The sequence below is a fragment of the Pseudomonas sp. JS425 genome (genome assembly GCF_018223845.1).
Classification (GTDB): Bacteria; Pseudomonadota; Gammaproteobacteria; order Pseudomonadales; family Pseudomonadaceae; genus Aquipseudomonas; species Aquipseudomonas asiatica.
Genome location: NZ_CP073661.1, coordinates 3,269,457 through 3,294,890 on the forward strand (window position 1 = coordinate 3,269,457; position 25,434 = coordinate 3,294,890).

Consider the following 25,434-nt stretch of genomic DNA (forward strand, 5'->3'; position numbering starts at 1 on the left):
AGCGATCAGGCTTGCAGCAACAGGCTCAGGTCGACACCCGTCTCGCTCATCGGCGGACACCAGTAGTATCCACCGGTCAGTGGCCGGCTGAAGCGGTACAGGCCGTCGATGATGCCGTCCTCCAGGCCGCTCATGCGCCGCAGCTGCACCTCGAACGCATCGAAGCTGTGGCCCAGGGCCACGAAGGCCAGGCCAGCGCCCCGTTGGTCTGCCCAGGCCACCGAACGACGGACCATGAACGCTTCTGGTTCGAAACTTTCCTGGGCCGTGCGCTTGACGTGGGCGGACTCGGGGGCGTCGTCGAGCTCTTCGTTGTCGCTAAGGCGCCGGCCGATGATGTTGTCCTGGTCAGCCTGGGGCAGCGACTTGAAGTACTCCAGGTCGTGCTTCCACAGCTGGAACGCGGCAAAGCTGGAGCCATCGGCGCCAATTGCCGCCTGCACGGCTTCTTCGTCCACCGGGTTTTCGGTGCCGTCCTCATAGCCGGTCAGGTCATGGCCGCCACGGTGCAGGAAGCCATCGACGCTGTCGGCCAGGCGCAGGGCCGGAGCCAATGCCAGCTCAAGGGCCTGGGCCCGCAGCAGCAGGTCACCGCGCTCGTCGCCACGCAGCCACAGCCACAGGGCGTGTTGGGTGCTGGGGTTCTCCACTGCAGCATCCAGCTGAGGGAAGGCGCGCAAGCCAGGTACGTCACGGCCCAGGGCCTTGGCCAGCGGGGCGCCGACACCCAGAATCAACTGTTCGCCATCGACCTGCGGCAGCAAGGCATCCAGGGCGACAGGCAGGGCCTCGGGCGACTGCAGGGAGAAGAACAGGTGACGGGCGTGGGCCGGCACCGGGGTGGCAAGCAGACCTTGCTGGAACGGCATGACAGGCTAATCCTCGGTAAAAACAGGAATGCTACTGCGCCTGCGGGCCTGCTGCAACGCGGCATACAGCCTCGCTGGGCGCTGCGCTCGGTAACAAACGGTTACCAAGGGCTGGCGTTTTGCCATTAGCTATCAATCGGGGCCGACCTACACTCCACCGGATCCTTCGCCCGAGAGACCGCCCATGACCGCCTCCCCTTTGCTCACCGCTTTTCTGCCGCTGGCCCTGGGCATCATCATGCTCGGTCTCGGGTTATCGCTGACCCTGGCCGACTTCGCCCGCGTGGTGAAGTACCCCAAGCCGGTGGTGGTAGGCCTGGTTTGCCAGATCCTGCTGCTGCCGCTGGTGTGCTTCCTGATCGCCAACGGGTTTGGCCTGGAGTCGGCGCTGGCGGTGGGGCTGATGTTGCTGGCCGCCTCGCCGGGCGGTACCACGGCCAACCTGTTCAGCCACCTGGCCCATGGCGATGTGGCATTGAATATCACCCTGACGGCAGTCAACTCGCTGATCGCGATCCTGACCATGCCACTGTTGGTGAACCTGTCGCTGAGCTGGTTCATGGCATCGGACCAGGCCATACCGCTGCAGTTTGCCAAGGTGATGCAGGTGTTTGCCATCGTCCTGCTGCCGGTGGCGCTGGGCATGCTGGTTCGCCGCTTTGCACCCGCCTTCGCCGCGCGCATGGAGAAGCCGATGAAGCTGGTGGCTGCGTTGTTCCTGGCGTTCACCATCGTCCTGGCGCTGGCCAAGGACTGGCAGACCGTGGTTGCCTACGCGCCGGTGGTGGGCCTGGCCGCGCTGCTGTTCAACCTGCTGAGCCTGAGCGTGGGCTACTGGGTACCGCGCCTGCTGAACATTCCCAAGCGCCAGGCGATTGCGATCGGCATGGAGATCGGCATCCATAACGGCACCTTGGCGATTGCCCTGGCATTGAGCCCTTCGCTGCTGAACAACGCCACCATGGCAGTGCCGGCGGCGCTGTACAGCCTTATCATGTTCTTCACCGCGGCGGCGTTTGGCTGGTGGGTGAGCCGCGGGCATGTGGTGGCGCAGCCCAAGGGTGAAACGGTGAATTGAGGGCCTTTCCACGTACCCTGTGGGAGCGGGTTTACCCGCGAAGAATCCAACTCGGTGCATGGCACCGGCTGCGCCGGTGTTCGCGGCTGAAGCCGCTCCCACAGGGTCCCTGCTGACTCAATGAGTCATGTGCAGTTGCATCATCGTGGGCTGCTCTGCCAGTCCCTGTCACAACTGGCTGCGCTTGTGCCGCAACTGCTGTTTCAACACCTTCAACGGCGGTGCATAGAAGAACCCGAACGACACACTCCCCGTTCTCCCCTTCACCGCATGATGCAACCGGTGTGCGCGGTGCAGGCGCTTGAGGTAGCGGTTGACCGGCCGTGGCTTGCGTGGCCAATGCCGATGAAAGAACCCGTCGTGGGCCACGACATACAGCACGCCGTACCCCGCCACGCCGCCACCCACCCACTGCAAGGGCGCAAAACCACCCTTGCCCAGAGCCACCAGCAGCGTGGCGATCAGCCCCAGGGCTACCAGGTACAGGTCATTGGTTTCGAGCATGCCCAGTTGCGGCTCATGGTGCGAGCGGTGCAACCACCAGCCCCAGCCATGCATGATGTACTTGTGAGCCAGCGTGCCAACGCCCTCCATGGCCACCAGGGTGCCGAACAGTACGGCGAGATTGAACAGCATGGAACGGTCCGGGGGATGGCAAGGGAAGGCGCAAGGGTACCGATTGCCCGCGTTTTTTTCCATGCAGGCGTGACCGGTTGCGGGCCCTTGCGGATGAAGCCATTGTCATGTTTTTGCCCTTGACCTGGCCTGCCACGGGGCGTAACGTCCGCGGCGCAATTTTGCATCCCTGAACAGGAGACCTGCATTGGACAGTAGCCCCAGTCGCATGCGACAGGCCCACGTGGCGCGCTAGTCCGGCAGTGTCCTGCACTGTCTGGCCGGCCTGGCAAGACGGTGGTTTCTTGTAATCCCCCTCTTCTTCCTCCCCCTTCGTGGTCCTGCGCATTTTCTGGTTTTTCAACCGCGCCAGCTGATGGCGTTCTTGCGGGCGTGTGCCCGTGGAAGAGGTTTGCTATGGATTGGAAAGTATTTCTGCTGCGTGTCAGCATCGCCCTGCTGCTGGGGGCGCTGATCGGTGCCGAACGTCAACTGCGCCAGCGCCTGACCGGGCTGCGCACCAATGCACTGGTCAGCACCGGTGCCTGCCTGTTCGTGCTGATGACCCAGGCGGTGCCGGGCATGGCGCCCACCGATGCGTCGCGTATCGCCGCGTACGTGGTATCGGGCATCGGTTTTCTGGGTGGCGGCGTGATCATGCGTGACGGGTTCAACGTACGTGGCCTGAACACTGCCGCCACGTTGTGGTGCACGGCCGCAGTCGGCGTGCTGTGCAGCCTCGGGCTGCTGCTGGAAGCGACGCTGGGTAGCCTGGTGGTGCTGTGTGCCAACATCCTGTTGCGCGACATTGCCCAGCGCCTGGACCGCCAGGAAGTGGTGCCGGCCAGCGAGGTGGAGCAGCACTTCGAGGTGCGCATCGTCTGCCGCGCCGAGGACGAGATCCAGGTCCGCAGCCTGATGTTGCACAGCCTGGGCGACCCGCAGCTGCGCCTGCAGTCACTGCACAGCGAAGACCTGGCGAACCCCGCACGCCTGGAAGTACGCGCCGAACTGCTCGGCACCGCGCAGGCGCCAGCGCAACTGGAACGGTTGGTCAGCCGGGTGAGCCTGGAGAAAGGTGTAAGCTCGGTGCGCTGGCAATTGCAGCCGCAGGTGCTGGCGGCAGACTAGAACGAAAGGACTTCTTCATGCGCATTCGCCCTACCCTCGTGCAAGACATTCAATGGCTCCCGGACGTCGAGCGCTCGGCGGCCCAGGCTTTTGCCGCCCGGCCGGCGCTGGCATGGCTGGCGCAAGGAGATGTGATGGACTGCGGCGCCCATCAGGCATTTGTCGAAGCTGGCGGGAGCTGGGTGGCCGAGGGGCCGGATGGGCGCATTCTGGGGTTTGCCTGTGCCCGGCTCGTGGATCAGGCGCTGCATCTTCATGAAATTTCGGTGCGCCGGGAGGCCCAGGGGCAAGGTGTCGGGCGCAAGCTGCTGCAGCAGGTGGTCGATGCGGCGCGCCATGCGGGGGCGCGGGAGCTGACCTTGACCACCTTTACCGATGTGCCATGGAATGCGCCGTTCTATGCGCGGTTAGGGTTCGAGGTGATCGATGAGGGGCTGCTGGATGCACGCTTGCAGCAGATTCTGGCGGACGAGCGTGCCCATGGGCTTGCGGGCCGTTGTGCGATGCGCCTTGGCTTAGATATTTAGACCCCGGGGCTGCTTTGCAGCCCATCGCCGGCAAGCCAGCTCTTACCTTGACCGCATCGGCCTCGAGCCATGCGCTATCCCCTGTGGGAGCTGGCTTGCCGGCGATGGGGCCGGTACAGGCAATCGAGGGCCTTTATTCATCTACGCCCACCACTGCACGTTCTGCCAGGCAATACCCGTCCCGCCCCCGGCGCTTGGCCTGGTACAGCGCCGCATCCGCTGCCGCCATCAGGCGCTCGGCCGTCACCCCCTCCCGCGCCAGGTCACCCACGGCAATCCCCGCGCTGCACGACACCCGCCCCAGTGGGCTACCTGCATGCTCCAGCATCTGACGCCGCAACAGCTGTTGCACTTCCTGCACCAGCAGCTCCGCCCCGCGGGCATCGGTATCGGGGAGCAGCAGTGTGAACTCCTCGCCCCCATAGCGCACAGCCAGGTCGGCCGGCCGCTTCAGTGCCTGCTGCAGCACCTCGGCAAAGCGCCGCAGGCACTGGTCGCCCGCTGGGTGCCCGTAACGGTCGTTGTAGGCCTTGAAGTAATCCAGGTCGAGCATCACCAGCGCCAGCGAGTAGCCCTGGCGTCGTGCCCGACGCAGTTCCGGCTCGAACACTGCGTCCAGCCGCCTGCGGTTACCCAGGCCGGTCAGGCTGTCGGTCAGTGCCAGGGCCTTGAGGGTCTGGTGTGCCTGGTGCAGCGCCCGCTCGATGACAATACGCTCGCGTAACTGGCGCAACACCACACCACCAAACGCTGCCAGCCCCACCAGCAACAGCAGCAACACTGCCACCGACTTGATCGCATCGTGCCGCCAGGGCGCGACGATCGATTCCCGCGACAAGCCGGCCTCCACCACCAACGGGTAGCTGGCCAGCGCGCGATAGCCATACAGCCGTGGCGTACCGTCCACCACGGCGACCGCCTCGGCCACCCCTTCGCTTGCATGCGGCAGGTGCTTGCGGAAGATCTCGCTGCTGCTAAGGCTGCGGCCAATCACCTGTTCGACGAACGGCCGCCGTACCAGGATGGTGCCGTCGCGCTTGGCCAGTACCAGCGCGCCGCGTTCGTCGATCTTGAAGTCGCCGTAGTAGCGTACGAACCAGTCCACCTTGATGGTGCCCAGCAACACCCCGGCGAAGCTGCCATCGGCGTATTGCAGGCGCCGCGAAATGGGGATGATCAGGTCGCCAGTAGAACGGCTGCGCACCACCGAGCCGATGTGGACCCTGCGGTCGGTATGCTCGCGGTGGTAGATGAAGTAGTCGCGGTCGGCATTGTTGGCATTGGGCGGGACTACCGCCTGGTCGGTAACGATCCAGCTGCCATCCGGGCCATACACGAACAACCCGTGCAACTGCGGCATGATGCTTTTCTGCTGGACCAGCAAGGTATGCAGGCGCGGCCGGTCGATGTGCTCGAAGCCGTCGCCTTCCAGGCGCTCGGCCAGAGCCGCGGTAATTGCGTCGACCTGGCGGATGGCATCTTCCGCATGCTGCGCCGTGGCCCGGGCCAGATTGGAGACCATGTTCTCGGCATTGGTGAAGGCGTGCCGGTAGTCGCGCCAGATGCGCCAACCTTCCACCACGACGAAGGCGAGCATCACCACCAGCATGAACGCGAGTACCAGGCGGAACAGCGCCACGGCCCGGCCCTCGCCGGTTATCGCGAAGAGCCCGTCCTCATCCTGTTTCCTGGCTGCGCACATTGAAATCCCTAGCCTTACCGCGTTTGCCGCGTTTCACTATAGTTCAGCATCACCTGAGCGCAGCCGACCAGGAAAAAGATTAAACCTTTGCTCCCCATTCACCCTCAACCGTACGCGACACTGAGGTCGCGCCACGGTTTAAGGAGTGAAGCATGAGCAGTCTCTTCATCAAGCGTGTCGGTTTTTCCATGGTGTTGGGCTTGGCATCGGTGCAGGCAATGGCGGCGAGTTCCGATGACTTCGTCGAAGCGGCCACCGAGGCCGGTATTGCCGAAGTGGTCACCGGCAAGCTGGCTCTGGAAAAAACTCAGAATGCCGAAATCAAGACCTTTGCCCAGCAGATGGTCAGCGACCACACCAAGGCCAATCAGAAACTCGGCGACATCGCTCGCAAGCTCGACATCTCCGTACCCGATGAGGCGGCAATAACCGACAAGGTCAAGAAAATGATCCTGGAATGGCGAGAGGAGTCGTTTGACAAGTCTTACGTCAACAACCAGGTCGACGCTCACGAAAAGGCGGTGGAGTTGTTCAAGAAGGAAGCCGCATCTTCCGACAAGGCTGAATTGAAGGCCTTTGCCAGCGAAACCCTGCCCAAGCTCGAACAGCATCTGGAGCATGCCAAGGCGCTTCAGGCCAAACACGGCAAGTGAGGCCCGCCATGAGTAACGATGCATTGAAAGCCGAAGTGCTGACTCGCCTGTTGCATGCTCACCCTCAGGGGCTGGGCAAGGAAGTGCTGGACAACTACCGGGGCGAGAAAGCCGTGGCCGGCATGCTCAAGACGCTGCAGGAGGCCGGTTTGATCCAGGATGGCAGCGTGGCGGTGAGCAGCGACCACCAGATCAGCGTGAACTACCCCATCAAACTCTCGGCTGCGGGCGTGGAGGCAGCCAGGCAGGCAGAGTCCTGAGTCAAGCGAGCGTAGCTTGCCTGGCAAAGGCCTCGAGACAGCGTGCCCCAAGCAGTACCGTGTTGATCGCGGGGGCCGCTGAGCGGCCCTTAGCGACAAATGCCACCTTCACGGGGATTTTTCGACGTCCCGCGGTGGCTTGGCAGGTCCTTGAGGGTCGACTTGCGGATCCTCCACATCTGGCGAATCGGGGTCGAAACCCAAGTCCTGGCGTTTGTTCGCCTTCTCGGACGAATGGGGCCCTTGGGGATGTTTTTCTGGCTGTTGTGGTTCAGGCATGAGGCTTTCTCCGGTGAGTGTCTAGGGAAGAAACCACCGGCCGGGAAAAGTTTGATTAATCTACAGCTAGCCGGGCTCGGCATTGAACCAACGCTTCATCACGTTGCTTCAGCTGCTCCTCGAGCTGCTGCAGTTGACGAGCCTGCTCCGTGCACAAGTCGCGCCTGGCCTCGAGGCTCTGTGCCTGCACATCCAGCTGCCGACGCATTTCCTCGCTTGCACCCTGCGCCTGGGCCAGGATCGTGCGCAAGCCCTGGATCTGTGCATCACGCTGCTCCAGCAACTCGTCCGTAAGGGATCCATGAACACCACATTCAAAGCCGACAGTTGATCCCTGAAGCTGTGCTCCCGATTTCTCTCTGGAGCCAGCACGTCATGATGCGACCCGACACCAAAGTCGAAAAGGTATACCTTTACCCCAAACCGGTGGACTTCCGAAAATCCATCGACGGTCTGGCCGCCCTGGTCGAACTAGATATCAAGGTGGCCGTGTTCGACCCTGTGCTGTTCGTTTTTCTTAATCGGCCCCGTAATCGAGTGAAAATCCTTTATTGGGAGCGCAACGGCTTCTGCCTTTGGCTCAAGCGCCTCGAATCCGAACGTTTTAAAACATCTCCCGATATCACCGACGACGCCATCGTGCTGACGGTTCAGGAGCTGAACTGGCTACTCGACGGCTTTGATCTGTGGCGCAACCGTCCACATCAGGTTTTGACCCCGCGATTCGTGGCTTGATTGGGTATAATCCGCGGCATGATTTCCATGCCCGACACCCTTCCCGATGACCCGGCTGTGCTCAAGCAATTAATTGCTCAGATGCAGTCCAAGGTCGTTCATCTTGAAGAGCAGAATGCGCTGCTGCGCCAGCGCTTGTTTGGTCGCAAGTCAGAACAAACGACTGATCCGGCAACACCGCAATTAGTATTGTTCAACGAAGCCGAAAGCGTCGCTGAACCTGTTGCCGAAGACGTTGATGAAGAAGCCGTCGCGCCGACTAAGCGCCGTGGTAAACGCAAGCCGCTGCCTGCGGATTTGCCACGCATCGAAGTTATCCACGAACTCCCCGAGCACGAACTGACCTGCACCTGTGGCTGCCGCAAACACACCATCGGTGAAGAAGTCAGCGAGCAGCTCGAAATCGTGCCGATGCAGATCCGCGTGATCAAACACATTCGCAAGGTTTACGGTTGCCGCGGTTGTGAAACCGCCCCGGTCACCGCCGACAAGCCGGCGCAGCTGATCGAAAAGAGTATGGCCAGCCCCAGTGTTTTAGCGATGCTGCTGACCACCAAATACGTTGATGGCCTGCCACTGCACCGCTTCGAAAAAGTGCTGAGCCGTCATGGTATCGACATCTCGCGTCAAACCCTGGCCCGCTGGGTGATCCAGTGCGGCGAACATCTGCAACCGCTGCTCAATCTGATGCGTGATCGGCTACTGGAAAGTCGCGTGATCCACTGCGACGAAACCCGCGTGCAGGTGCTGAAAGAACCGGATCGAGAGGCGACCAGCCAATCCTGGATGTGGGTGCAAACCGGCGGCCCACCCGGCAAACCAGTGATCCTGTTCGACTACTCGACCAGCCGTGCGCAGGAAGTGCCTTCGCGTCTGCTGGAAAGTTATTGCGGCTATTTGATGACCGACGATTACGCCGGTTACAACGCCGTGGCCGTACAACCAGGTATCGAGCGTATGGGCTGCTGGGCGCATGCTCGACGCAAGTTTGTTGAAGCGCAGAAAGTGCAACCGAAAGGCAAGACTGGGCGGGCCGATATCGCGCTGAACTTGATCAACAAGTTGTACGGAATCGAGCGTGACCTGAAAGACGCCAGCGACGAGCAGCGCCACCAAGGTCGTCAGCAAGACAGCCTGCCGATCCTTGCGCAACTGCACGGCTGGCTGGAGAAAACCCAGCCGCAAGTGACCGCGCAAAACGCACTGGGCAAAGCCGTCGGTTATCTGGCCAGCAACTGGAACAAACTCAAACGTTATGTCGAGGCGGGTCACCTGCCGATCGACAACAATCCGGCAGAAAGAGCGATAAGGCCTTTTGTCATTGGGCGCAAGGCCTGGCTGTTTAGCGACACGCCCAAGGGCGCCGTTGCCAGCGCTCAAATCTATAGCCTAGTCGAGACCGCCAAAGCCAACAGTCAGGAGCCCTATGCGTGGCTGCGCCACGTGCTGGAGCGACTGCCGCATGCGCAGTCGGTGGCGGACTATGAAGCGCTGCTGCCGTGGAACTGCTCGCGAGAGTTACCACGTCAAGCCTGAACCTATCCCAGGGTGGGTCATGCCGAGGCTCTCTTGGGATGTCCTTTGTTGTACCGCCAAATACGCCAAACACGTAATAGACTCGGGACATTTTTTGGGGCTGCCTCCCCTGGAAAACTAGAAAGTCCTGAGCCCGATACAAAAAAAGTCCTACCCCCGGTACAGGACCAAAGGGGCTCAAATGAGGACAGAAAGAACAGAATCCTGCATTTCCGTGGCATTAAATGGCAATTCTGTGGCACAGAAATGGTGCTAAATAGTCCGATTCCATTCAGTCGGTATAAGAATGCCAAGGCCAGGCCATTTCAGTGGCACAGAATCGCCAGGTAATGGCTATTCAATGGTGCAAAATTTGGGTTCCGCGCCTAGCAGCCTCTGGCCCCTGGTGAGTTACGGGTAGAAAACCTTGGCATGGAGGATCGACTGACAGTAATGCTGCGCAGGTTTCATCCTCAGTTGGGGAAGGTTATCGACGAAAAGCACGGGTCAAATACCGCGAGATTGATGTCCGACTTGACCAGAGCAGGTAGGCCGTCGATGGATTTTCAGAAGTCGACGGTTTGGGCTAGAGATTTTTGACTTTTGCATCGAGGTCGCATCATGGCGGATGGGCGCCAGCAAGAAATCGGGAGCACAGCATCCGGGATTAGCTAAACGATTTGAATGTTGGGTTAATGGAGCAGTTACACTCGTCCTGCGCCCTGCAGGCGCTGGCGGCCTGGCGATGCTCACCCAGCAAGCGCTCGTTGTCGCGGTGCAGGCGGGTCAGCTCGTCCTGCTTGACGATCATGCCTTGCTGCAGTTGACGCACCTCCACCTGCAACTGTTGCAGCTGCGCTTCGTGGCGGCGCTGCTCCTGTTCACGCTGTTCGCGGCTGGCGTTGCGGTAGTGCTCCAGCGCGTCGCGGGCATGACGGTGCTTGTCTTCCAGTGATTTTACCTGCTCCTCCTTGTCGGCCAGGCGCACCTGCAACTCGCCCAGCGACTGGTTGAGGCTGGCACTGCGCAGCTGTTCGGCCTGCAGGGTGCTTTGGGTGGAAAGCAGTTTTTCCGATTCGGCGGCCAGTGCGGCCACATCGATCTGATGCTGTTGGTGCGCCGCAGCCAGTGCCTGCTGGGCAATGGCCAGTTGTGCCTCCAGCTGTTCGCGCTGTCGTGTGAAGGCGCTTTCCGCCTGCTCGATCTTCAGGTCGGCCTCGTCCTGCAACTGGGTTGCCAGTTGCCCGACCATTCGGCTCAGCACGTCACTCAGCGCAATGCCACCCTCGGAAGCCACGGGTTGCTGGCCGTTCAACTCTTTCAGGTAGCGGTGAATCGTGGTCTTGGAGCCGGTGTTGCCCAGCTCGATACGTATCGCATCGATGCTGGGGTTCTCGCCCCGGGCAATCAGCGCCTGACGTGCCTGCTGCACTACAACCTTGTTTATACCGCCCCGGGCCATGCTTGCTCCTACGATTTTGTACCGTGTTATGTACCATGTAATTACATACCGATTATGAAGGCAAGCCATTGCCCGAGCAAACATTTCCTATGGTGGAATAATCACGGCTTATCGCATGTGAATGGTTCCTGGGAGCTGTGCGCTGGGATAAACCAGTACGCCAGACAGCAAAGCGCCCCGCTCGGCTTCAAGCCGGCGGGGCGCTGCAGAATGCTGAAGCAGGGAGCGTCAGCTGTAGTGTTCAACCCTGGCAGGTGTTCTACGCATGAGCACCTTGCCGTTGCGTACCGACACCAGCGCATGCCCCTGACTGCGCACCATTTCGTAATCGTCCGGCGCAGACAGCAGCAACAGGTTGGCCGGCCGCCCCACTTCGATGCCGTAACGCTCGCCCAGGTTCAGGGTGCGGGCGCTGTTGTCGGTGATCAGGTCCAGGCAACGCTGCAGGTCTTCGTAGCCAAGCATGTGGCAGATGTGCAGGCCGGCCTCCAGAATACGCAGGATGTTGCCATTGCCCAGCGGGTACCAAGGGTCGACGATGGAATCCTGGCCAAAGCACACGTTCATCCCGGCCCGGTCGAGTTCGGCCACGCGGGTGACGCCGCGGCGTTTCGGGTAGTTGTCAAAACGCCCTTGCAGGTGAATGCTCTCGGTCGGGCAAGATACGAAATTGATACCCGACTGCTTGAGCAGGCGGAACAGCTTGTAGCAGTAGGCATTGTCGTACGAGCCCATGGCCACGGTATGGCTGGCTGTCACCCGGGCGCCCATGTCGCGCACCCGCGCCTCTTCGGCCAGCACTTCGAGAAAGCGCGACTGCGGGTCGTCGGTCTCGTCGCAATGCACATCCACCAGGCAGCCGGTACGTTCGGCCAGGTCCATCAGGAACTTGACCGAAGACACGCCCTGGTCGCGGGTGTTCTCGAAGTGTGGAATGCCGCCGACCACGTCGGCACCGATGGCCACCGCTTCGGTCATCAGCGCCCGGCCATTGGCGTACGACTCGATACCCTCCTGGGGGAAGGCGACGATCTGCAGGTCGAGCAGGTGGCGCACTTCGTCACGCACTTCGACCATCGCCTTGAGCGCGGTCAGGGTGGGGTCGGTGACATCGACATGGGTACGCACATGCTGGATGCCATGATCCACCAGCATGCCGATGGTCTTCTTTGCGCGGTTCTTGATGTCGTCGTGGGTGGTGATTGCCTTGCGCTCGGCCCAGCGCTCGATGCCTTCGAACAGGGTCCCGCTCATGTTCCACTGCGGCTCGCCGGCGGTCAGCGTGGCGTCCAGGTGGATGTGCGGTTCGATAAAGGGCGCCACCACCAGGTTCTGCCCGGCATCCAGGTCATCGGCAGCGCGCGCCGCCACCCCTTCGGCCTGGGGCACGATGGCGGCGATGCGTTCGCCGCTGAGTTCGATGCGGAACAGGCCAGGCTTGCCGCGCAGGCGTGCGTTGATGATGTTCATGATGCTTCTCCCTGGGCTTTGCGGGTGGCCCTACCAGCATAGTGGCCGAAATCTCATCTGCCCGGTTAGCGCGGACCTTTGTAGGAGCGCAGGGCCATGCAGTGCGTTATTGGCTAGCCAACCCCATCTGCCAGAAGTCCGCCTCCAGGCTGGACGCCTGGCCGAAGATCTCCACCAGCTCGGCAAACCGTTGCTCGGTCATGCTCCGCGCTGCCAGCTCGTCCAGATGCTTGCGCGCCGCTGTGGCGACACCCTGGTAGCCCTCGCCGGCATACTCGGCGATCCACTCGCGGTACGGGTGATTGCTCAGATCGCCAATGCGCTCGGACAACGCCCGGCCAATCTCGGCATAACCGATCACGCAAGGCGCCAGCGCCACATGCAACTCCAGCAGGTCACCCGCGGCACCGCAGTCCAGCACATAGCGGGTATAGGCAACCGTGGCCTGGTGTTCGGGCGCGGCCTCGATATCAGCCTGGGTCAGGCCCCAGCGCGCGCACAGGCGCAAGTGCAGCTCGGTTTCATCCAGAATCGCCGCCAGCCCGGCCTGCGCGGCGCGGATGTCGGCCGGTCGACGGCTCTTGTAGGCAGCCAGTGCCCAGGCGCGGGCGAACTGGATGAGGAACAGGTAATCCTGTACCAGGTAGGTGCGGAAGGCGGCTTCGCTCAACGTACCCTCGCCCATCTGGCGCACGAATTCGTGGTCGACGTAGCTGTTCCACTGCGGCGTGGCGGCAGCCTTGAGGCGGTCGAAGATATCCATGCTCATTTGTCCTCCGGGTAGACGGCATCGAAGAAGGCCAGCTCCAGCGCCACGGTGCGCTGGTAGAAGTCACCCGCCAGCACGGCGTCCTGCGGGCCGACGCGGTCGAGTTCGGCTTGCAGGAAGGCAACGAAGTCCTGGAATGCCGGGTTGTCATGCAGGGTGATCCATTCAGCGTGGACGAAGTTGTCCGGCATCGGCTTTGGCGCCTTCAACGCCCAGTCCAGGTACAGGCCTTCGGCGACGTTGAGCACCGCCAGCGCGGCCGCATAGGACCGGGTGGCCGCCGCTTCGCGCATGATCGCCTTGAAGCCTGCGGTTGGGACGGTGTCGGCTGGTTCGCTGCGTTGTGCGGGGCTTACCCCCAAGGCCTCGAAGGCGCGCAGGAAGTAGGTGTTCTCGTCACTGGAGATCATCCCGGCAAAGCGCCCGAAGCGCAGGCGCGCCTCGAAGGTGTCGGCGGTGGCGATGGCCGCGCCCAGCAGGGTCAGGAAGCTGTCGAGGAAGCGGTGGTCCTGCACCAGGTAGTCGACCATGATCGGGTCCGGCAGGCTGCCGTCGCACAATTGGGTGACGAAGCGGTGGCCAACGGCCGCCGACCAGGTCGGCTCGCTGCGGCGGCGCAGGGACTGGCTGAAGCGTTCGGTCATGTTGCTGTCCTTGATGGGGGGTGACAGCGAGACCGCGGTGATTGGCATGGACGGGCCTCGCAGTGAGGCCGGCAAAAAGGCAGGTTTCAAAGTCCCATCCCTTCGCCGGCATGATCCGGATCAGGTTCGAAGGGTCACCGCGCTGCAGCATCCAGCGGTTTCTCAGCCCGTTCCCGGGCTCCCCTTGGTGGCGCTCAGGTATACCCCAGGGCGCCGAAGCTGTCACCACCCAATCTGTGGGCAATGGGTGACCCACTAGTGGGGGCCCTCACCCATTTTTGACGCCGTGGCATTTAGCGCGCATCAGGCGCCACAAGGATTTATTTAGAAACATATTCCTCGTATTTGGGTTGGCACACCCGTTGCTCCAGCCCCGGAAACGGGCAAATAGCCATGACGGCGCAAACGAGGCGCAAGGCAATGAAAACACCTGCCATGATCCACCCTGCAAGGCATGCATTCCAGCTGTCCACCGTCGCTACGCTGATGCTCGGCCTTGGGCTGGTCACGGCGACAGCGGCGCCCATGGACGACAACAGCATGCCCCCGCCGACCGACCCGTCGGCCTACACTGATCAGCCGGCTGACCCGACCCAGCCCTTGCTGGACCTCTATAGCATGCCAGAGGCGAATCAAGGCTCACTCGAACTGACCGATGGCGTGTACGGTGACCGCAACACGGTAAGCGCAAACAACGTGTTGCCACCGGCCCTGCAAACCGGGGAAAAATACCCCACCAATGGCAAGCCAAGCCCGCTGTTCGGCGCGTTGCCGTTTACCCAGCAGTTACTGCTATTCGAGGAATTCGGCACGGAAAGGCTCGACCCCACGCTGCCGCCGCCCACTCTGACCTTCCCGGTGCCGACCCTGGGCGCGGCACCAGCGCAGGACCCCAACGTGGTGGCCCGCAGCGGCCCCAGCGGTACAGCCCTGGAAGCCTTCCTCAAACAGCCGGGCCTGTACCCCTTCCCGACCCAGTATTCCAACGTGCTCGACCGCAACCCATGGAAGGCGCAGATCGAGATGTTCCTCAACCGCCAACCGGTCGGTTCGCCTGCGGAAGGCCGGCCACCAGGAAAAGGTTGGTCGCACCAGCGCTGGAACGAGTTCTACCCGCAGGCGGGGTTCAAGACCGCCCAGGCCGGTGCGCGCATCAACCTCGGCCTGCGTGACCGCAAGCAGCTGCACAACTATGCAGTTGGCGAGTTCGCCCCGGGCGGCCTGTACTACCAGACTTCCGATATCCCGAACACACTGGGCACCACCAAGGGCATCGACACCCGCTTCCACCCGAAGATGCCGCTGCAAAACCACAAGTCGCTATGGACCTTCGACGGCACCTTCCCGCCCAAGCTGCTGATGGTGCGCTATGGCCAACCGATCCTGATGCGCCATTACAACGCGTTGCCGATCGACCCCTCGGCCAACGCCGGGTTTGGCCTGCACACCCTTTCGACCCATGAGCACAATGGCCACTCCCCGGCCGAGAGCGATGGCTATGCAAACGCCTACTTCTTCCCGGGGCAGTACTACGATTACCGCTGGCCGCTGCAACTGGCTGGGTATGACACCATCAACACCCGTGCCGAAGACCCACGCGCTGCGTTCCCTTGCTCGGCGGGCGAAACCTTGTTCGTCAACGATGCCAACCCCGGCCTGAAAACCTGCCAGAACGGCAGCATCAAGATTCGTGGTGACTGGCGCGAAACCATGAGCACCCACTGGTTCCACGACCACATGATGGATTTCACAGCGCAGAACGTCTACAAGGGCAACGCCGTGATGATGAACTACTACAGCGCCCTGGATCGCGGCAACGAGGCCCTGCAGGATGGCGTCAACCTACGTTTCCCCAGTGGCTCGGGCATGCCGTGGGGTAACCGCGACTACGACGTCAACCTGGTGATCGCCGACAAGGCCTGGGATGCCAACGGCCAGCTGTGGTTCAACCCGTTCAACACCGATGGCTTCCTCGGCGACCAGATCCTGGTCAACTGGCAGTACCGGCCAACGCTCAAGGTACGCGCGCGCAGCTACCGCTTCCGTATCCTCAATGGCTCGGTGTCGCGCTACCTGAAGCTTGCCGTCGTGCGGGAGATCGCCGGCAACAGCGGCGAGTTCAAAGGCCCTACCGGCTCCAACCTTTCATACGCGCGGGTACCGTTCCACATGATCGCCAACGACGGCAACATCATGGAACACACCGTGCCGTTCGACGGCACCATGGACCTCAACGGTGACGGCAACCTGCAGGACAACAACGGCGTCCTGCCGCTGCAGGGTATCGCCGAACGCTACGACATCATCATCAACTTCGCCAAACACGGCATCAAGGTCGGCGACAAGCTGTACCTGGTCAACCTGGAGGAACATCAGAGCGGCAAGGGCCCGGAGGGTGCCATTGCCCTGGCCGATGTGCTGTCGGAAAAATACAAGGCGGTGATCAAGCAGACCAGCAACGGGCCTGAGTGGGACAACGGCGACCCGGCGATCGGCAAGTTCATGCAGTTCGTGGTTCAGCCCTACAGCGGCCAGGACCTGAGCATGGACCCGGTTGCCTATGAACCGGCCAAGCCGGGCAAGGCCGAAGGCCTGAAAATGCTGCCGCTGCCGATAGACCGTAATTCGGCCACCGACCAGGCCAAGCTCAAGGATGCCCGCCATCGCGAGTTCATCTTCGGCCGCTCGGACGGTACCGACACCCAGCCCTGGACCATCAAGACAGATGGCAGCTTTGGCTACTCCATGGACCCACGTCGCATCAACGCGGCGCCACAGTTGACCCAGCAGTCTACCGACGGCGGTTTCAGCGGCGACGGTACCCTGGAAGTATGGAAGATCATCAATGGTGGCAATGGCTGGAGTCACCCGGTGCATGTGCACTTCGAGGAAGGGGTGATCCTCAGTCGCGACGGCAAGGCCCCGCCAGAATGGGAAAAATGGGCGCGCAAGGACGTGTATCGCATAGGGCCGGATACCGACTCGTCCAAAGAGGTGGAAATGGCCATCCGCTTCCGCGAATTCGCCGGTACCTACATGGAACATTGCCACAACACCCAGCATGAAGACTCGTCGATGCTGCTGCGCTGGGACCTGGAACACCCAGGCCAGTTCCAGGTGATGCCGACCCCACTACCGGGTTGGGATGGCGTGGAGTACGTGGCTTCGGTTGGGCTGCCGACCTTCCGCACCGAAGGCCATGATAACGACGACCCGACCAACAAACCGCCGGTTGCGGCCAACGACAGCGCGGCTACCACGGCCGGCAAGCAGATCACCTTGAACGTGCTGGCCAACGACACCGACCCGGAAAACAACCTGCCGTTGACCGTAGTCGGCCTCAGCCAGCCGGACTCCGGCCAGGGCACTACCAGTACCGACGGCAGCACGGTCACCTACGTCCCACCGGCCACGGTAACCACAGCGTTCACCGCCAGCTTCAACTACACGGCCCGTGACGCCAAGGGCGCCGAATCGGTGGCCCCGGCCACGGTCAGCATTGCGGTGAGCCCGGCAGCGGCGGTTGACCAGATCCAGGTCACCAGTGCCACGGTGCAGGTGCGCAGCGGCAACCGCTTTACCTGGGATATTTCGGGCACCACCACGGTGGCCACCGGCAACAGCATCACCGTGACTGCGGCAACCACTAGTGGCCCGCTGCTGCTGGGTACGGCCACGCTGAGTACCACTACCAGCGGCGCCCGTTGGCGCTTGTCGACCACAACCACCGGCAGCGGCCCGGCCACACCGGCGACCGTGACCGTGAAATCGGCGCTGGGGCAGAGCGTGACGGCGCCGGTCAGCATCAGGTAACCGAAAAGCGGGGGCTGCCATGCAGCCCCCGCTACCGTTTTCGACGAGGACCGCATCATGTCCGGCTCATGGCGTTTCCTGCTGGTGCTCTCGCTGTTCGCCGCCAGTATCCCGTTCTGGCCGTTGCAACCACAGCAACCCGTGGCCGAGGAAGCTGCAACTCCCTGGGGCGCAAACTATTTCCCCAACATCTCGCTGCTCACCCAGGACGGTGAAAAGGTGCATTTCTTCGACGACCTGATCAAGGACAGGGTGGTCGCCATCAACTTCATCTTCACCGGCTGCTCCGACTCCTGCCCGGTGGAAACCGCGCGCCTGCGTCAGGTGCAGAAAATCCTCGGTGACCGGGTCGGCAAGGACATCTTCCTCTACTCCATCAGCATCGACCCCTACAACGACACCCCCGCCACCCTCAAGCGCTACGCCGAAAAGTTTGGTATCGGCCCCGGCTGGACGCTGCTCACCGGCGAGCCGGCCGATATCGAACAATTGCGCCGCAGCCTGGGCCTGTACATCGATGGCCTGGAAAACGGCCGCTCCAAGGACCACAACCTGAGCCTGATCATCGGCAACCAGGCCACCGGCCGCTGGATGAAGGCCTCGCCCTTCGAAAACCCGTACATTCTCGCCGACCGCCTGGGCAACAGCCTGCACAACTGGAAACAGGCCAGTGCCATGGCCAATGACTACGCCCAGGCTCCCGAGGTGCGCGCACCCAGCAGTGGCGAGCAACTCTTCCGTACCCGCTGCTCGTCCTGCCACACCCTGGGCAATGCCGAGCCCGGACAACCCGGCATCGGCCCCGACCTGCTCGGCGTGACCCGCCAGCGTGATGCCAACTGGCTGACCCGCTGGCTGAAGGAGCCCGACCAGATGCTGGCCCAGAAAGACCCCCTGGCCATGCTGCTGTACGAACAATACAACCGCGTGGCCATGCCCAACATGCGCCTGGGCGATACCGAAGTCAGCGCGCTGATGAGTTACATGGAGGAAGAAACTGCGCGCCTGCAGACGCCGCTGGCCGATAAGGGAAATCCTTAAAGGCAATTGGCCACCAGTCATTAGGCTGTCATCTTACTGTCGTATTTTTCGACCATCACCCAGGGTCGGGAACTATCAGCAGTGATTCGCCGTTCGCTTTCATCCGCCAGCCTTCTGCGGCTGCTGATCCTGATGCTCTGTGCAGCCACCCTGGCCTTTGTCTGGGGGCTGCATGTTTCGCAGAAGGTTGCCGCCCGCCAGGACACGCTGTCGGCCAAGGCCGCCGAGCACCTGAACCTGGCCAGTATCGTTGGCGAAAGCCTGCGCCAGTTGGTGGATCGCGCCCAGGCCGTGGGCCGGGTCGCCCAGGACGACATGAAGATGCTGAGCCAGGGCAGCGTCAGCCTGGCGCGCATGCTTGCCGAAGACCCGGTATTCAAGCGCATGAGCCTGTACGACCGGCAAGGCCGGCTGTTGTCGGCCAGCCATGCCGACGAGGCCGCCGAGCTGCCCGAAGACTGGCTGCGCCAGCTGCAGCGGCACGTTGCCCGCTACGGTTTCAAACCGTTCCTGCCCAGCGTGCAGCCCCCCGGGCAAGCGACCACCGTGCCCAACTGGCACCTGCCCTTCCTGCTGCCGCTGACCAACCTGCCCGGTCGCGAAATCGACAATATCCTGGTGGTGCAGCTGGACATCGGCTACCTGGCGGTGCTGCTGCAGCACATCGACCTGGGCGGCAGCGGGCTGGTGCGCCTGCTGCAGGATGACGGCCTGGAGCGGGTGCGCATCGATAGCAGCGGCGTGGTGGCCGGTGACGCACTGCTGCCCGGGCTGCCGGACAGTGGCAGTGAAGCAGGCATGCTGACCCAGTACGCGGCCGGCGCCCCCTACCAGAGCCTGTACCGGCGCCTGCCGGAGCGGGGTTTCAGCGTGGTGGTCAGCCAGCGCCAGGACGAAATCCTCGCGCCCTCGACGCTGGCCTATTCCCGGCAGTTCTGGTTGAACCTGAGCATGACCCTGATGATCCTCGCCAGCCTGCTGTGGACCTTGCGCCTGTTGCGCAAGCGCCAGGAGGCCTTCAGCGCGCTGGAACAGGCGCAGCAGGTCAACCAGCAGTTGATCGACCGCCTCGAGGACGAACACCGGCGCAGCAGCCATGCCGCGGCCACCGACCACCTCAGCGGCCTGCACAACCGCCGCCAGTTCGTCGAGGTGGCCGGCCAGGTGCTGACCCGGCAACGCGGCAAGCGCCGGCTGATGGCGATCCTGTTCATCGACATGGACCGCTTCAAGTCGATCAACGACTCGCTCGGGCACAAGATCGGCGACCTGCTGCTGCAGGCCGTTGCCGGGCGTATCCAGCGCCTGCTGGAACCCGGCGACGAGGCTTCGCGCTTTGGTGGCGACGAGTTCGTGGTGCTGCTGGCCGGCGAGCGCAGCGAGGAGCAGATCAATGCCTGGGTCCGCGTACTGGTGCAGAAGCTGTCGGCCACCTACGCGCTGGACGGCCAGGAGGTCAACACCAGCCCCAGCGTAGGCGTGAGTATCTGCCCGCGCGACGGCCAGGACATCGACAGCCTGATCCGCAGTGCCGATGCCGCGATGTACTCGGCCAAGCAGGCCGGGCGTGCGCAGTACCGTTTCTTCGACCCATCGCTGAACCTGGCCGACATCCACGCCTTCACCCTCGAACAGGCCTTCGGCAGCGCCCTGGCCGAGCGCCAGTTCGTGCTGCACTACCAGCCACAGATCCGCCTCGACACCCAGCAGGTGCTGGGCTACGAAGCGCTGGTGCGTTGGGACCACCCCGAGTTCGGCCTGCTGTACCCTGACCGGTTCATTGACCTGGCCGAACGCAGCGGCTTCATTGTCGAGCTGGGCTGGGAGGTGTTGCGCCTGGCCTGCGAGGCCCTGTCGGGTTGGGACGCCCAAGGCCGGAAGACGCGGCTGGCGGTCAATGTATCTGCGCTGCAGCTACGCCAGGCAGACTTCGCTGCACGGCTACTGAGCGAACTGCAGCAGTACGCCATCGCCCCGCAGCGGCTGGAGCTGGAAATCACCGAAACCACCATCCTCGACCCCGAAGGCACGGCGGTGGCGCACCTGCACACTCTTCGCGACGCCGGGCTGGGCATCAGCCTGGACGATTTCGGCCGCGGCTACGCCGGTTTTGCCCATCTGCATTCGCTGCCGCTGAGCAAGCTGAAGATCGACCGCTCACTGATTGCGCCGCTGTCCAACAGCCACGACGACAGCCCGATCGTATCGTCCACCATCATCCTTGCCAAACGCCTGGGCCTAGAAGTGGTGGCCGAAGGCGTGGAAACCCGCGAACAAGTGGTGTGCCTGAAGCTTGCCGGCTGCGATATCGCCCAGGGCTACCACTTCAGCCGGCCGCTGTCGCCGGCGCAGCTGCGTGACTACCCGCTCTTCAACGGTGTCGAGGACAAGGCCTGCGTGTAACGCAAGCCAGATTGGGGCTGCTTTGCAGCCAGGACAGGCAATCCATTTCGGTTTATCGTGTGCCCATCATCCACTCGCCCCCGCACCATGACCGACATCGAGCGCTACCTCCGCGCCGCCACCCGTGACAACACCCGGCGCAGCTACCAGGCCGCCATCGAGCATTTCGAAACCCACTGGGGCGGTTTTCTCCCGGCCACGGCCGAGAGCATCGCCCGCTACCTGGCCGACCACGCCGACCAGCATGCCGTCAGTACCCTGCGCCAGCGCCTGGCGGCGCTCAGCCAATGGCACGTCGCCCAAGGTTTCCCCGACCCGACCAAGGCGCCGCTGGTGCGCCAGGTGCTGCGCGGCATCCGCACCTTGCACCCGACACCGCCCAGGCAGGCGGCGCCGCTGTTGCTGCAGCACCTGCAAAGCGCAGTGCAATGCTTCGAAGAAGAAGCCCGCCAGGCCCGCGAACAGCATGACCTGGCCACCCTGCGCCGGGCGCGTCGCGACGCTGCGCTGCTGTTGCTGGGCTTCTGGCGCGGTTTTCGGGGTGATGAACTGGCACGCCTGCGCGTGGAGCACATCCAGGCCGAGGCCGGCGTCGGCATCACCCTGTTCCTGCCGCGCAGCAAGGGCGACCGCGAAGCCCTGGGCGTACAGCATCGCACCCCGGCCCTCAAGGCCTTGTGCCCGGTCACGGCCTACCTGCAATGGCTGGAAGTCGCCGGCATCGCCCATGGGCCGGTGTTCCGCAAGCTCGACCGCTGGGGCAACCTCGGCGACACCGCGCTCAACAGCAACAGCCTGGTCGGCCTGCTGCGGCGCATGCTGGAGCGCGCCGGGGTACCGGCGGCGCTGTATACCGGGCACTCGCTGCGCCGAGGTTTTGCCACCTGGGCCACGGCCAACGGTTGGGAGCTGAAGGCGCTGATGAGCTATGTGGGCTGGAAAGACGCGAAGTCGGCGTTGCGCTACATCGACGCGGCGCAGCGCTTTGGCGAACTGGCCGTGCTACCGGCCAGCCAGGCGCAAAAGCTTATTCCTTGAAGGTGTGACGGGCGATGCCGCCAATTTCCGGGTTGATGGCATACAGGTCGCCAGCGTCGGGGTAATGCTGCAAGTCTTCGGCACTCATGCCCAAGCGCGCGGTGCTGATGAACAAGGTATTCATCCCCTCCCCACCGAAGCAGCAACTGGTGGGGCACGGCACTGGCATCAGTACCTGGTCGGTGAGGTGGCCATGGCGGTCATAGCGTAACAGGCAACTGCCATGGTACTGACACACCCACAGGCCGCCGTCACGGTCCAGCGCAAGGCCGTCCGGCCGCCCCAGTTCGGCAGGGGTTTCGGCAAACAGAGTGACCGCGCCAAGCCGGCCTTCGGCCAGGTAACTGGCGCGGTAGATCGAGCGCGCCGCCGAGTCCACGAAGTACACCGTATGGCCGTCCTGCGACCAGGCCAGGCCGGTGGGCAACGCCATGTCGTCGTGGATCACCTGATCATTCAACTGCCCGTCAAAGCGGAACAGTGCCCCGGTGTTGCCGCTCAGGGCATCGTCCATCAGCCCGGTCACGAATCGGCCCTGCGGGTCGCAGGCGCCGTCGTTGAAACGGTAGGTCGACCGCGGGTGAACCGACACCGAATGCCGGCGCACCTTGCGCAGCGATACGTCGAAGATGGCCACGCTGGCGTCTTCGGTGAAAATCAGGTTGCCCTGGTCGGTCAGCGCCAGCGCACCAATGCGTGCCGCGGATTCGTACAGGCACTCGGCCTGGCCATCAGGCATCAGGCGGTTGATCCGCCCGCCAGAGATATCGACGAAGTACAACGCGCCGCTGCCTTCATCCCAGACCAGGCTTTCGCCCAGGTCGGCGCGGGTGCTGGCGACGTTGACTGGCACGTAGCGGCAGGCCTTGAGGCGGTTGCGCAACTCGCCCACCTCCGCCAGCGTCATGGAACAGGCCAGTCCCAGGCCCTGTGCGGCATCGGTAAACACCGCAACGTTATCGTGGAAAGGCTCTGTGACGGGCATTTGCTGGCTACCTTCGATTCTCCTTTCTACGATAACAACAAAAAAATCAATGACCAAGCGCGGGGTGCGGCAGACTGCAGCGGTCGATCAAGTTCGCGTTGCGCAGCGCCACAGCCGCCCGATATCACAAGCCCGCGCCCGCAGCAGCTCAGCAGCATTGGCACAAGCCTGCTCCAGGCTCATCGGCCCGCTGGCCAAGGCAAAGGCAGCGTCGACGCCATGGGCATACAGCTGCTGGTAGCCTTCACCCAAGGTCCCGGCCAGCACCACCACCGGCACCCCATGGCGCTTGGCAACCCGAGCCACCCCCATCGGCGTCTTGCCACGCAAGGTCTGGGCGTCGAAGCGCCCTTCGCCGGTCACTACCAGGTCTGCACCTTGCACCAAGGCATCCAGGCCGGCCAGTTCGGCCACCACTTCCACCCCAGGGCGGAATTGCGCGCCCATGAAGGCCCGGGCTGCGAACCCCATGCCGCCAGCAGCGCCACAGCCTGGGTAGTCCCGCACATCCTCACCCAGCAGTTGCGCACAATGGTCGGCAAAATGCCCCAGGGCCTGGTCCAGCGCCTGCACCTGCTGTGGGTTGGCGCCCTTCTGCGGGCCGAAGATCGCCGATGCGCCGTTGGCGCCACACAGCGGGTTGTCGACGTCTGCCGCGACTTCGAACTGCACCTCGGCCAGGCGCGGGTCAAGGTCGCTGGCATCGATGCGGACCAGCTTGGCCAAGGCCAGGCCGCCCTCTTCCAGCGCTTGCCCGTGGGCGTCCAGCAGGCGCAGGCCCAGCGCCCGCAACATGCCGCTGCCCGCGTCGTTGGTGGCGCTGCCGCCAATGGCCAGCACTACCCTTTGCGCGCCGGCGGCCAGGGCGGCGGCAATCAGCTCGCCGGTACCCCAGGTGCTGCTGCGGCAGGCATCGCGCTGGCCAGTGGGCACCAGTTGCAGGCCACTGGCCTGGGCCATTTCGATGATCGCCGTGCGGCTTTGCGGCAGCCAGCCCCAGCCCGCCTCCACGCTTTGCCCCAACGGCCCGCGTACCGTCTGACGACGCAGCTCGCCGTGGCTGGCGGCAAGAATCGCATCCATGGTGCCTTCGCCACCGTCGGCCATCGGGCACTCGACCAACTCGGCCTCCGGCCAGGCCTCGGCCAGGCCCGCCGCGATGGCGCGGGCGACACCGGCGGCGTCGAGGCTGTCCTTGAACGAGTCGGGGGCAATGACGATCTTCATGGGGTTTCTCCTGTCCTGATGAGCGGCATGCTGACAGGTGGCTGCCAAGGAGGCCTCGGTCAAATGCACAAAACGCCGGGCGGGTTGTTTGGGCAGATGCCTTTCACCTGCACTGGCCCTTCAGTCGGCAGGCAGCAGCTGCAACCCCAGGTACAGGCTAAGCATCCCTTCCATGCGCAGCGGGTCGACCTCGCCCAGCTCGGCAATCCGCTCCAGGCGGTAGCGCAAGCTGTTGCGGTGGATGCCCAGGGCATCGGCACAGGCCTGGCTCTGGCCGTCATGGGCACACCAGGCGCGCAGGGTGGTGAGCAACTGCCCACTGCTGTCCTTGCTGCGAATGCTCTGCAACGGCTCCAGCAATTCATCCAGCGCATCGTCGTTGCGGTGCCGCCACAGCAATGCCGGCAACCGGTAGCGCTGCAGGCTGAGCAAGCGCTCGCCGGGCAGTACCTCGCGCCCATAGGCCAACAGGTCGCGCACCCGGCGATAACCCCGGCGCAGTTGCTCCAGGCTTTGCGCGACACTGCCCAGGGCCAGCCGCTCCACGTCCCAGCCATGGCGCTGCAGGCGTTCCAGCAGGCGAGTTTCGTCCAGCGCCACACCTGCCGGGCGACACCACAACAACGACTGGCGGGCCGGGCTTACGCACCAACTGTCCGGGTAGCGGCTCATCAACCATGCCGCCAGGGTTTCGGCGGCTGGCCCCGAGGCCAGCTCGAACAGGCACGGTACCCGCGGCAGCTGGGGCTTGAGGCCCAGTTGCCGGGCCTCGTCGAGCAACCGGGGAGAATCGCCGCTGCCGCCCAGCAACAGGGCCAGCAAATCGTCACAGCGCTGGCGTCGCCATTGCTGGTCGGCCTGCAAATGGCGCTGGGCCAGCAGCATTTCGGCGGTCATGCGCACCAGCTCGCCATAGGTGCGCACTTGCTGCGGGTCACCGGTCAGGCCGAGTACGCCCATCAATCGGCCATCCAGCATCAGCGGCAGGTTCACCCCGGGCTGCACGCCCTTGAGGCACTTGGCAGCGTCCGTATCCAGTTCGACGATGCGGCCGTTGGCCAGCACCAGTTGCGCACCCTCGTGGCGGGTGTTGATACGCTCAGGTTCGCCACTGCCGAGGATCAACCCCTGGCTGTCCATGACATTGACGTTGCATGGCAGAATGGCCATCGCGCGGTCAACGATATCCTGCGCCAGGTCATGGTCGAGTTCGAACAT

At 63.3% G+C, this 25,434-nt stretch carries 21 protein-coding genes, 2 pseudogenes and 1 riboswitch; of the genes and pseudogenes, 11 read left to right on the forward strand and 12 right to left on the reverse strand.

Annotation, left to right across the window (positions count from 1 at the left end; all coding sequences use genetic code 11):
- Positions 1-5: 5 nt before the first annotated feature.
- A complete protein-coding gene (locus tag KDB76_RS15355; protein ID WP_024087143.1) occupies positions 6-869 on the reverse strand; it encodes a Dyp-type peroxidase in 864 nt (287 codons plus the stop codon).
- Between the two features lie 184 nt (positions 870-1,053).
- Between KDB76_RS15355 and KDB76_RS15360 the strand changes: the two genes are divergently transcribed.
- Positions 1,054-1,947, forward strand: coding sequence for a bile acid:sodium symporter family protein (locus KDB76_RS15360; RefSeq protein ID WP_023661652.1), 894 nt, complete (start codon positions 1,054-1,056; stop codon positions 1,945-1,947).
- A gap of 168 nt (positions 1,948-2,115) precedes the next feature.
- Here the strand turns inward: KDB76_RS15360 and KDB76_RS15365 are convergent, their stop codons facing one another.
- Complete coding sequence (locus KDB76_RS15365) at positions 2,116-2,583, reverse strand: sterol desaturase family protein (protein ID WP_015270356.1); 468 nt, start codon at positions 2,581-2,583, stop codon at positions 2,116-2,118.
- A gap of 396 nt (positions 2,584-2,979) precedes the next feature.
- On the opposite strand from KDB76_RS15365, the gene KDB76_RS15370 reads away from it, so the two are divergent.
- Both KDB76_RS15370 and KDB76_RS15375 read left to right on the forward strand, forming a co-directional pair.
- Entirely contained in the window at positions 2,980-3,693 is a 714-nt protein-coding gene (locus KDB76_RS15370; protein ID WP_013972648.1) for an MgtC/SapB family protein, read from the forward strand.
- A 17-nt stretch (positions 3,694-3,710) separates the two neighbouring features.
- Entirely contained in the window at positions 3,711-4,220 is a 510-nt protein-coding gene (locus tag KDB76_RS15375; protein WP_024087144.1) for a GNAT family N-acetyltransferase, read from the forward strand.
- Positions 4,221-4,353: 133 nt separating this feature from the next.
- On the opposite strand, the gene KDB76_RS15380 is transcribed toward KDB76_RS15375, so the two are convergent.
- The gene (locus tag KDB76_RS15380) at positions 4,354-5,922 is read right to left on the reverse strand and encodes a sensor domain-containing diguanylate cyclase (protein ID WP_038409652.1); all 1,569 of its coding nucleotides are present in this window, start codon (positions 5,920-5,922) and stop codon (positions 4,354-4,356) included.
- A 152-nt stretch (positions 5,923-6,074) separates the two neighbouring features.
- Between KDB76_RS15380 and KDB76_RS15385 the strand changes: the two genes are divergently transcribed.
- Positions 6,075-6,575: a DUF4142 domain-containing protein gene (locus tag KDB76_RS15385; RefSeq protein ID WP_013972651.1), complete on the forward strand. Its 501-nt coding sequence runs from the start codon at positions 6,075-6,077 to the stop codon at positions 6,573-6,575.
- An 8-nt stretch (positions 6,576-6,583) separates the two neighbouring features.
- The gene (locus KDB76_RS15390; protein WP_013972652.1) at positions 6,584-6,835 is read left to right on the forward strand and encodes a hypothetical protein; all 252 of its coding nucleotides are present in this window, start codon (positions 6,584-6,586) and stop codon (positions 6,833-6,835) included.
- 108 nt (positions 6,836-6,943) lie between these two features.
- Here the strand turns inward: KDB76_RS15390 and KDB76_RS29850 are convergent, their stop codons facing one another.
- Positions 6,944-7,114 (reverse strand): DUF6021 family protein, encoded by a 171-nt coding sequence (locus tag KDB76_RS29850; RefSeq protein WP_230397094.1) that lies wholly within the window; start codon positions 7,112-7,114, stop codon positions 6,944-6,946.
- Positions 7,115-7,169: 55 nt separating this feature from the next.
- Positions 7,170-7,403 (reverse strand): annotated as a pseudogene (locus KDB76_RS29855) (cointegrate resolution protein T); the annotation flags it as partial.
- 86 nt (positions 7,404-7,489) lie between these two features.
- On the opposite strand from KDB76_RS29855, the gene tnpB reads away from it, so the two are divergent.
- Together tnpB and KDB76_RS15405 are read left to right on the forward strand one after the other, a co-directional pair.
- Positions 7,490-7,849, forward strand: a complete 360-nt coding sequence (gene tnpB / locus KDB76_RS15400) for an IS66 family insertion sequence element accessory protein TnpB (RefSeq protein WP_024086151.1) — start codon at positions 7,490-7,492, stop codon at positions 7,847-7,849.
- Between the two features lie 18 nt (positions 7,850-7,867).
- Positions 7,868-9,385 (forward strand): IS66 family transposase, encoded by a 1,518-nt coding sequence (locus tag KDB76_RS15405; RefSeq protein ID WP_024086152.1) that lies wholly within the window; start codon positions 7,868-7,870, stop codon positions 9,383-9,385.
- Positions 9,386-10,073: 688 nt separating this feature from the next.
- Here KDB76_RS15405 and KDB76_RS15410 read toward each other — a convergent pair.
- The 4 genes and pseudogenes from KDB76_RS15410 to KDB76_RS15425 all read right to left on the reverse strand — a co-directional run.
- Positions 10,074-10,826: pseudogene (locus tag KDB76_RS15410) on the reverse strand (DNA-binding protein); the annotation flags it as partial.
- 228 nt (positions 10,827-11,054) lie between these two features.
- Positions 11,055-12,296 carry a cytosine deaminase gene (gene codA / locus KDB76_RS15415; RefSeq protein WP_015270361.1) on the reverse strand — a complete coding sequence of 414 codons (1,242 nt, stop codon included), beginning with the start codon at positions 12,294-12,296 and terminating at the stop codon, positions 11,055-11,057.
- Positions 12,297-12,402: 106 nt separating this feature from the next.
- Positions 12,403-13,065, reverse strand: coding sequence for a thiaminase II (gene tenA / locus KDB76_RS15420; RefSeq protein ID WP_013972655.1), 663 nt, complete (start codon positions 13,063-13,065; stop codon positions 12,403-12,405).
- Positions 13,062-13,709 (reverse strand): TenA family protein, encoded by a 648-nt coding sequence (locus KDB76_RS15425; RefSeq protein WP_024087147.1) that lies wholly within the window; start codon positions 13,707-13,709, stop codon positions 13,062-13,064. Before KDB76_RS15425 ends, tenA begins: the two co-directional genes overlap by 4 nt.
- An 80-nt stretch (positions 13,710-13,789) precedes the next feature.
- Positions 13,790-13,904, reverse strand: a riboswitch (TPP riboswitch).
- A 225-nt stretch (positions 13,905-14,129) separates the two neighbouring features.
- On the opposite strand from KDB76_RS15425, the gene KDB76_RS15430 reads away from it, so the two are divergent.
- From KDB76_RS15430 to KDB76_RS15445, 4 genes are all read left to right on the forward strand, one after another.
- Positions 14,130-17,522, forward strand: a complete 3,393-nt coding sequence (locus tag KDB76_RS15430; RefSeq protein WP_038409653.1) for a multicopper oxidase domain-containing protein — start codon at positions 14,130-14,132, stop codon at positions 17,520-17,522.
- A 57-nt stretch (positions 17,523-17,579) separates the two neighbouring features.
- Positions 17,580-18,563 carry an SCO family protein gene (locus KDB76_RS15435; RefSeq protein WP_038409654.1) on the forward strand — a complete coding sequence of 328 codons (984 nt, stop codon included), beginning with the start codon at positions 17,580-17,582 and terminating at the stop codon, positions 18,561-18,563.
- 81 nt (positions 18,564-18,644) lie between these two features.
- Positions 18,645-20,966: an EAL domain-containing protein gene (locus tag KDB76_RS15440; protein ID WP_038409655.1), complete on the forward strand. Its 2,322-nt coding sequence runs from the start codon at positions 18,645-18,647 to the stop codon at positions 20,964-20,966.
- Between the two features lie 87 nt (positions 20,967-21,053).
- Complete coding sequence (locus KDB76_RS15445) at positions 21,054-22,004, forward strand: site-specific integrase (protein WP_013972660.1); 951 nt, start codon at positions 21,054-21,056, stop codon at positions 22,002-22,004.
- Here KDB76_RS15445 and KDB76_RS15450 read toward each other — a convergent pair.
- The 3 genes from KDB76_RS15450 to KDB76_RS15460 form a co-directional block, all read right to left on the reverse strand.
- Positions 21,994-22,911, reverse strand: coding sequence for an SMP-30/gluconolactonase/LRE family protein (locus tag KDB76_RS15450; RefSeq protein ID WP_230397105.1), 918 nt, complete (start codon positions 22,909-22,911; stop codon positions 21,994-21,996). The two genes, KDB76_RS15445 and KDB76_RS15450, sit on opposite strands and share 11 nt — an antisense overlap.
- Before the next feature lie 165 nt (positions 22,912-23,076).
- On the reverse strand, positions 23,077-24,216 hold the full coding sequence (locus tag KDB76_RS15455) for a glycerate kinase (RefSeq protein WP_038409656.1): 1,140 nt from the start codon (positions 24,214-24,216) through the stop codon (positions 23,077-23,079).
- Positions 24,217-24,336: 120 nt separating this feature from the next.
- Positions 24,337-25,434 carry a sugar diacid recognition domain-containing protein gene (locus KDB76_RS15460; RefSeq protein ID WP_038409657.1) on the reverse strand — a complete coding sequence of 366 codons (1,098 nt, stop codon included), beginning with the start codon at positions 25,432-25,434 and terminating at the stop codon, positions 24,337-24,339.

Coding starts and splice junctions, on each gene's coding strand:
- KDB76_RS15355 (WP_024087143.1), bottom strand. CDS start 869: ATGCCGTTCCAGCAAGGTCTGCTTGCCACCCCGGTGCCGGCCCACGCC.
- KDB76_RS15360 (WP_023661652.1), top strand. CDS start 1,054: ATGACCGCCTCCCCTTTGCTCACCGCTTTTCTGCCGCTGGCCCTGGGC.
- KDB76_RS15365 (WP_015270356.1), bottom strand. CDS start 2,583: ATGCTGTTCAATCTCGCCGTACTGTTCGGCACCCTGGTGGCCATGGAG.
- KDB76_RS15370 (WP_013972648.1), top strand. CDS start 2,980: ATGGATTGGAAAGTATTTCTGCTGCGTGTCAGCATCGCCCTGCTGCTG.
- KDB76_RS15375 (WP_024087144.1), top strand. CDS start 3,711: ATGCGCATTCGCCCTACCCTCGTGCAAGACATTCAATGGCTCCCGGAC.
- KDB76_RS15380 (WP_038409652.1), bottom strand. CDS start 5,922: ATGTGCGCAGCCAGGAAACAGGATGAGGACGGGCTCTTCGCGATAACC.
- KDB76_RS15385 (WP_013972651.1), top strand. CDS start 6,075: ATGAGCAGTCTCTTCATCAAGCGTGTCGGTTTTTCCATGGTGTTGGGC.
- KDB76_RS15390 (WP_013972652.1), top strand. CDS start 6,584: ATGAGTAACGATGCATTGAAAGCCGAAGTGCTGACTCGCCTGTTGCAT.
- KDB76_RS29850 (WP_230397094.1), bottom strand. CDS start 7,114: ATGCCTGAACCACAACAGCCAGAAAAACATCCCCAAGGGCCCCATTCG.
- tnpB (WP_024086151.1), top strand. CDS start 7,490: ATGATGCGACCCGACACCAAAGTCGAAAAGGTATACCTTTACCCCAAA.
- KDB76_RS15405 (WP_024086152.1), top strand. CDS start 7,868: ATGATTTCCATGCCCGACACCCTTCCCGATGACCCGGCTGTGCTCAAG.
- codA (WP_015270361.1), bottom strand. CDS start 12,296: ATGAACATCATCAACGCACGCCTGCGCGGCAAGCCTGGCCTGTTCCGC.
- tenA (WP_013972655.1), bottom strand. CDS start 13,065: ATGAGCATGGATATCTTCGACCGCCTCAAGGCTGCCGCCACGCCGCAG.
- KDB76_RS15425 (WP_024087147.1), bottom strand. CDS start 13,709: ATGACCGAACGCTTCAGCCAGTCCCTGCGCCGCCGCAGCGAGCCGACC.
- KDB76_RS15430 (WP_038409653.1), top strand. CDS start 14,130: ATGAAAACACCTGCCATGATCCACCCTGCAAGGCATGCATTCCAGCTG.
- KDB76_RS15435 (WP_038409654.1), top strand. CDS start 17,580: ATGTCCGGCTCATGGCGTTTCCTGCTGGTGCTCTCGCTGTTCGCCGCC.
- KDB76_RS15445 (WP_013972660.1), top strand. CDS start 21,054: ATGACCGACATCGAGCGCTACCTCCGCGCCGCCACCCGTGACAACACC.
- KDB76_RS15450 (WP_230397105.1), bottom strand. CDS start 22,911: ATGACGCTGGCGGAGGTGGGCGAGTTGCGCAACCGCCTCAAGGCCTGC.
- KDB76_RS15455 (WP_038409656.1), bottom strand. CDS start 24,216: ATGAAGATCGTCATTGCCCCCGACTCGTTCAAGGACAGCCTCGACGCC.
- KDB76_RS15460 (WP_038409657.1), bottom strand. CDS start 25,434: ATGTTCGAACTCGACCATGACCTGGCGCAGGATATCGTTGACCGCGCG.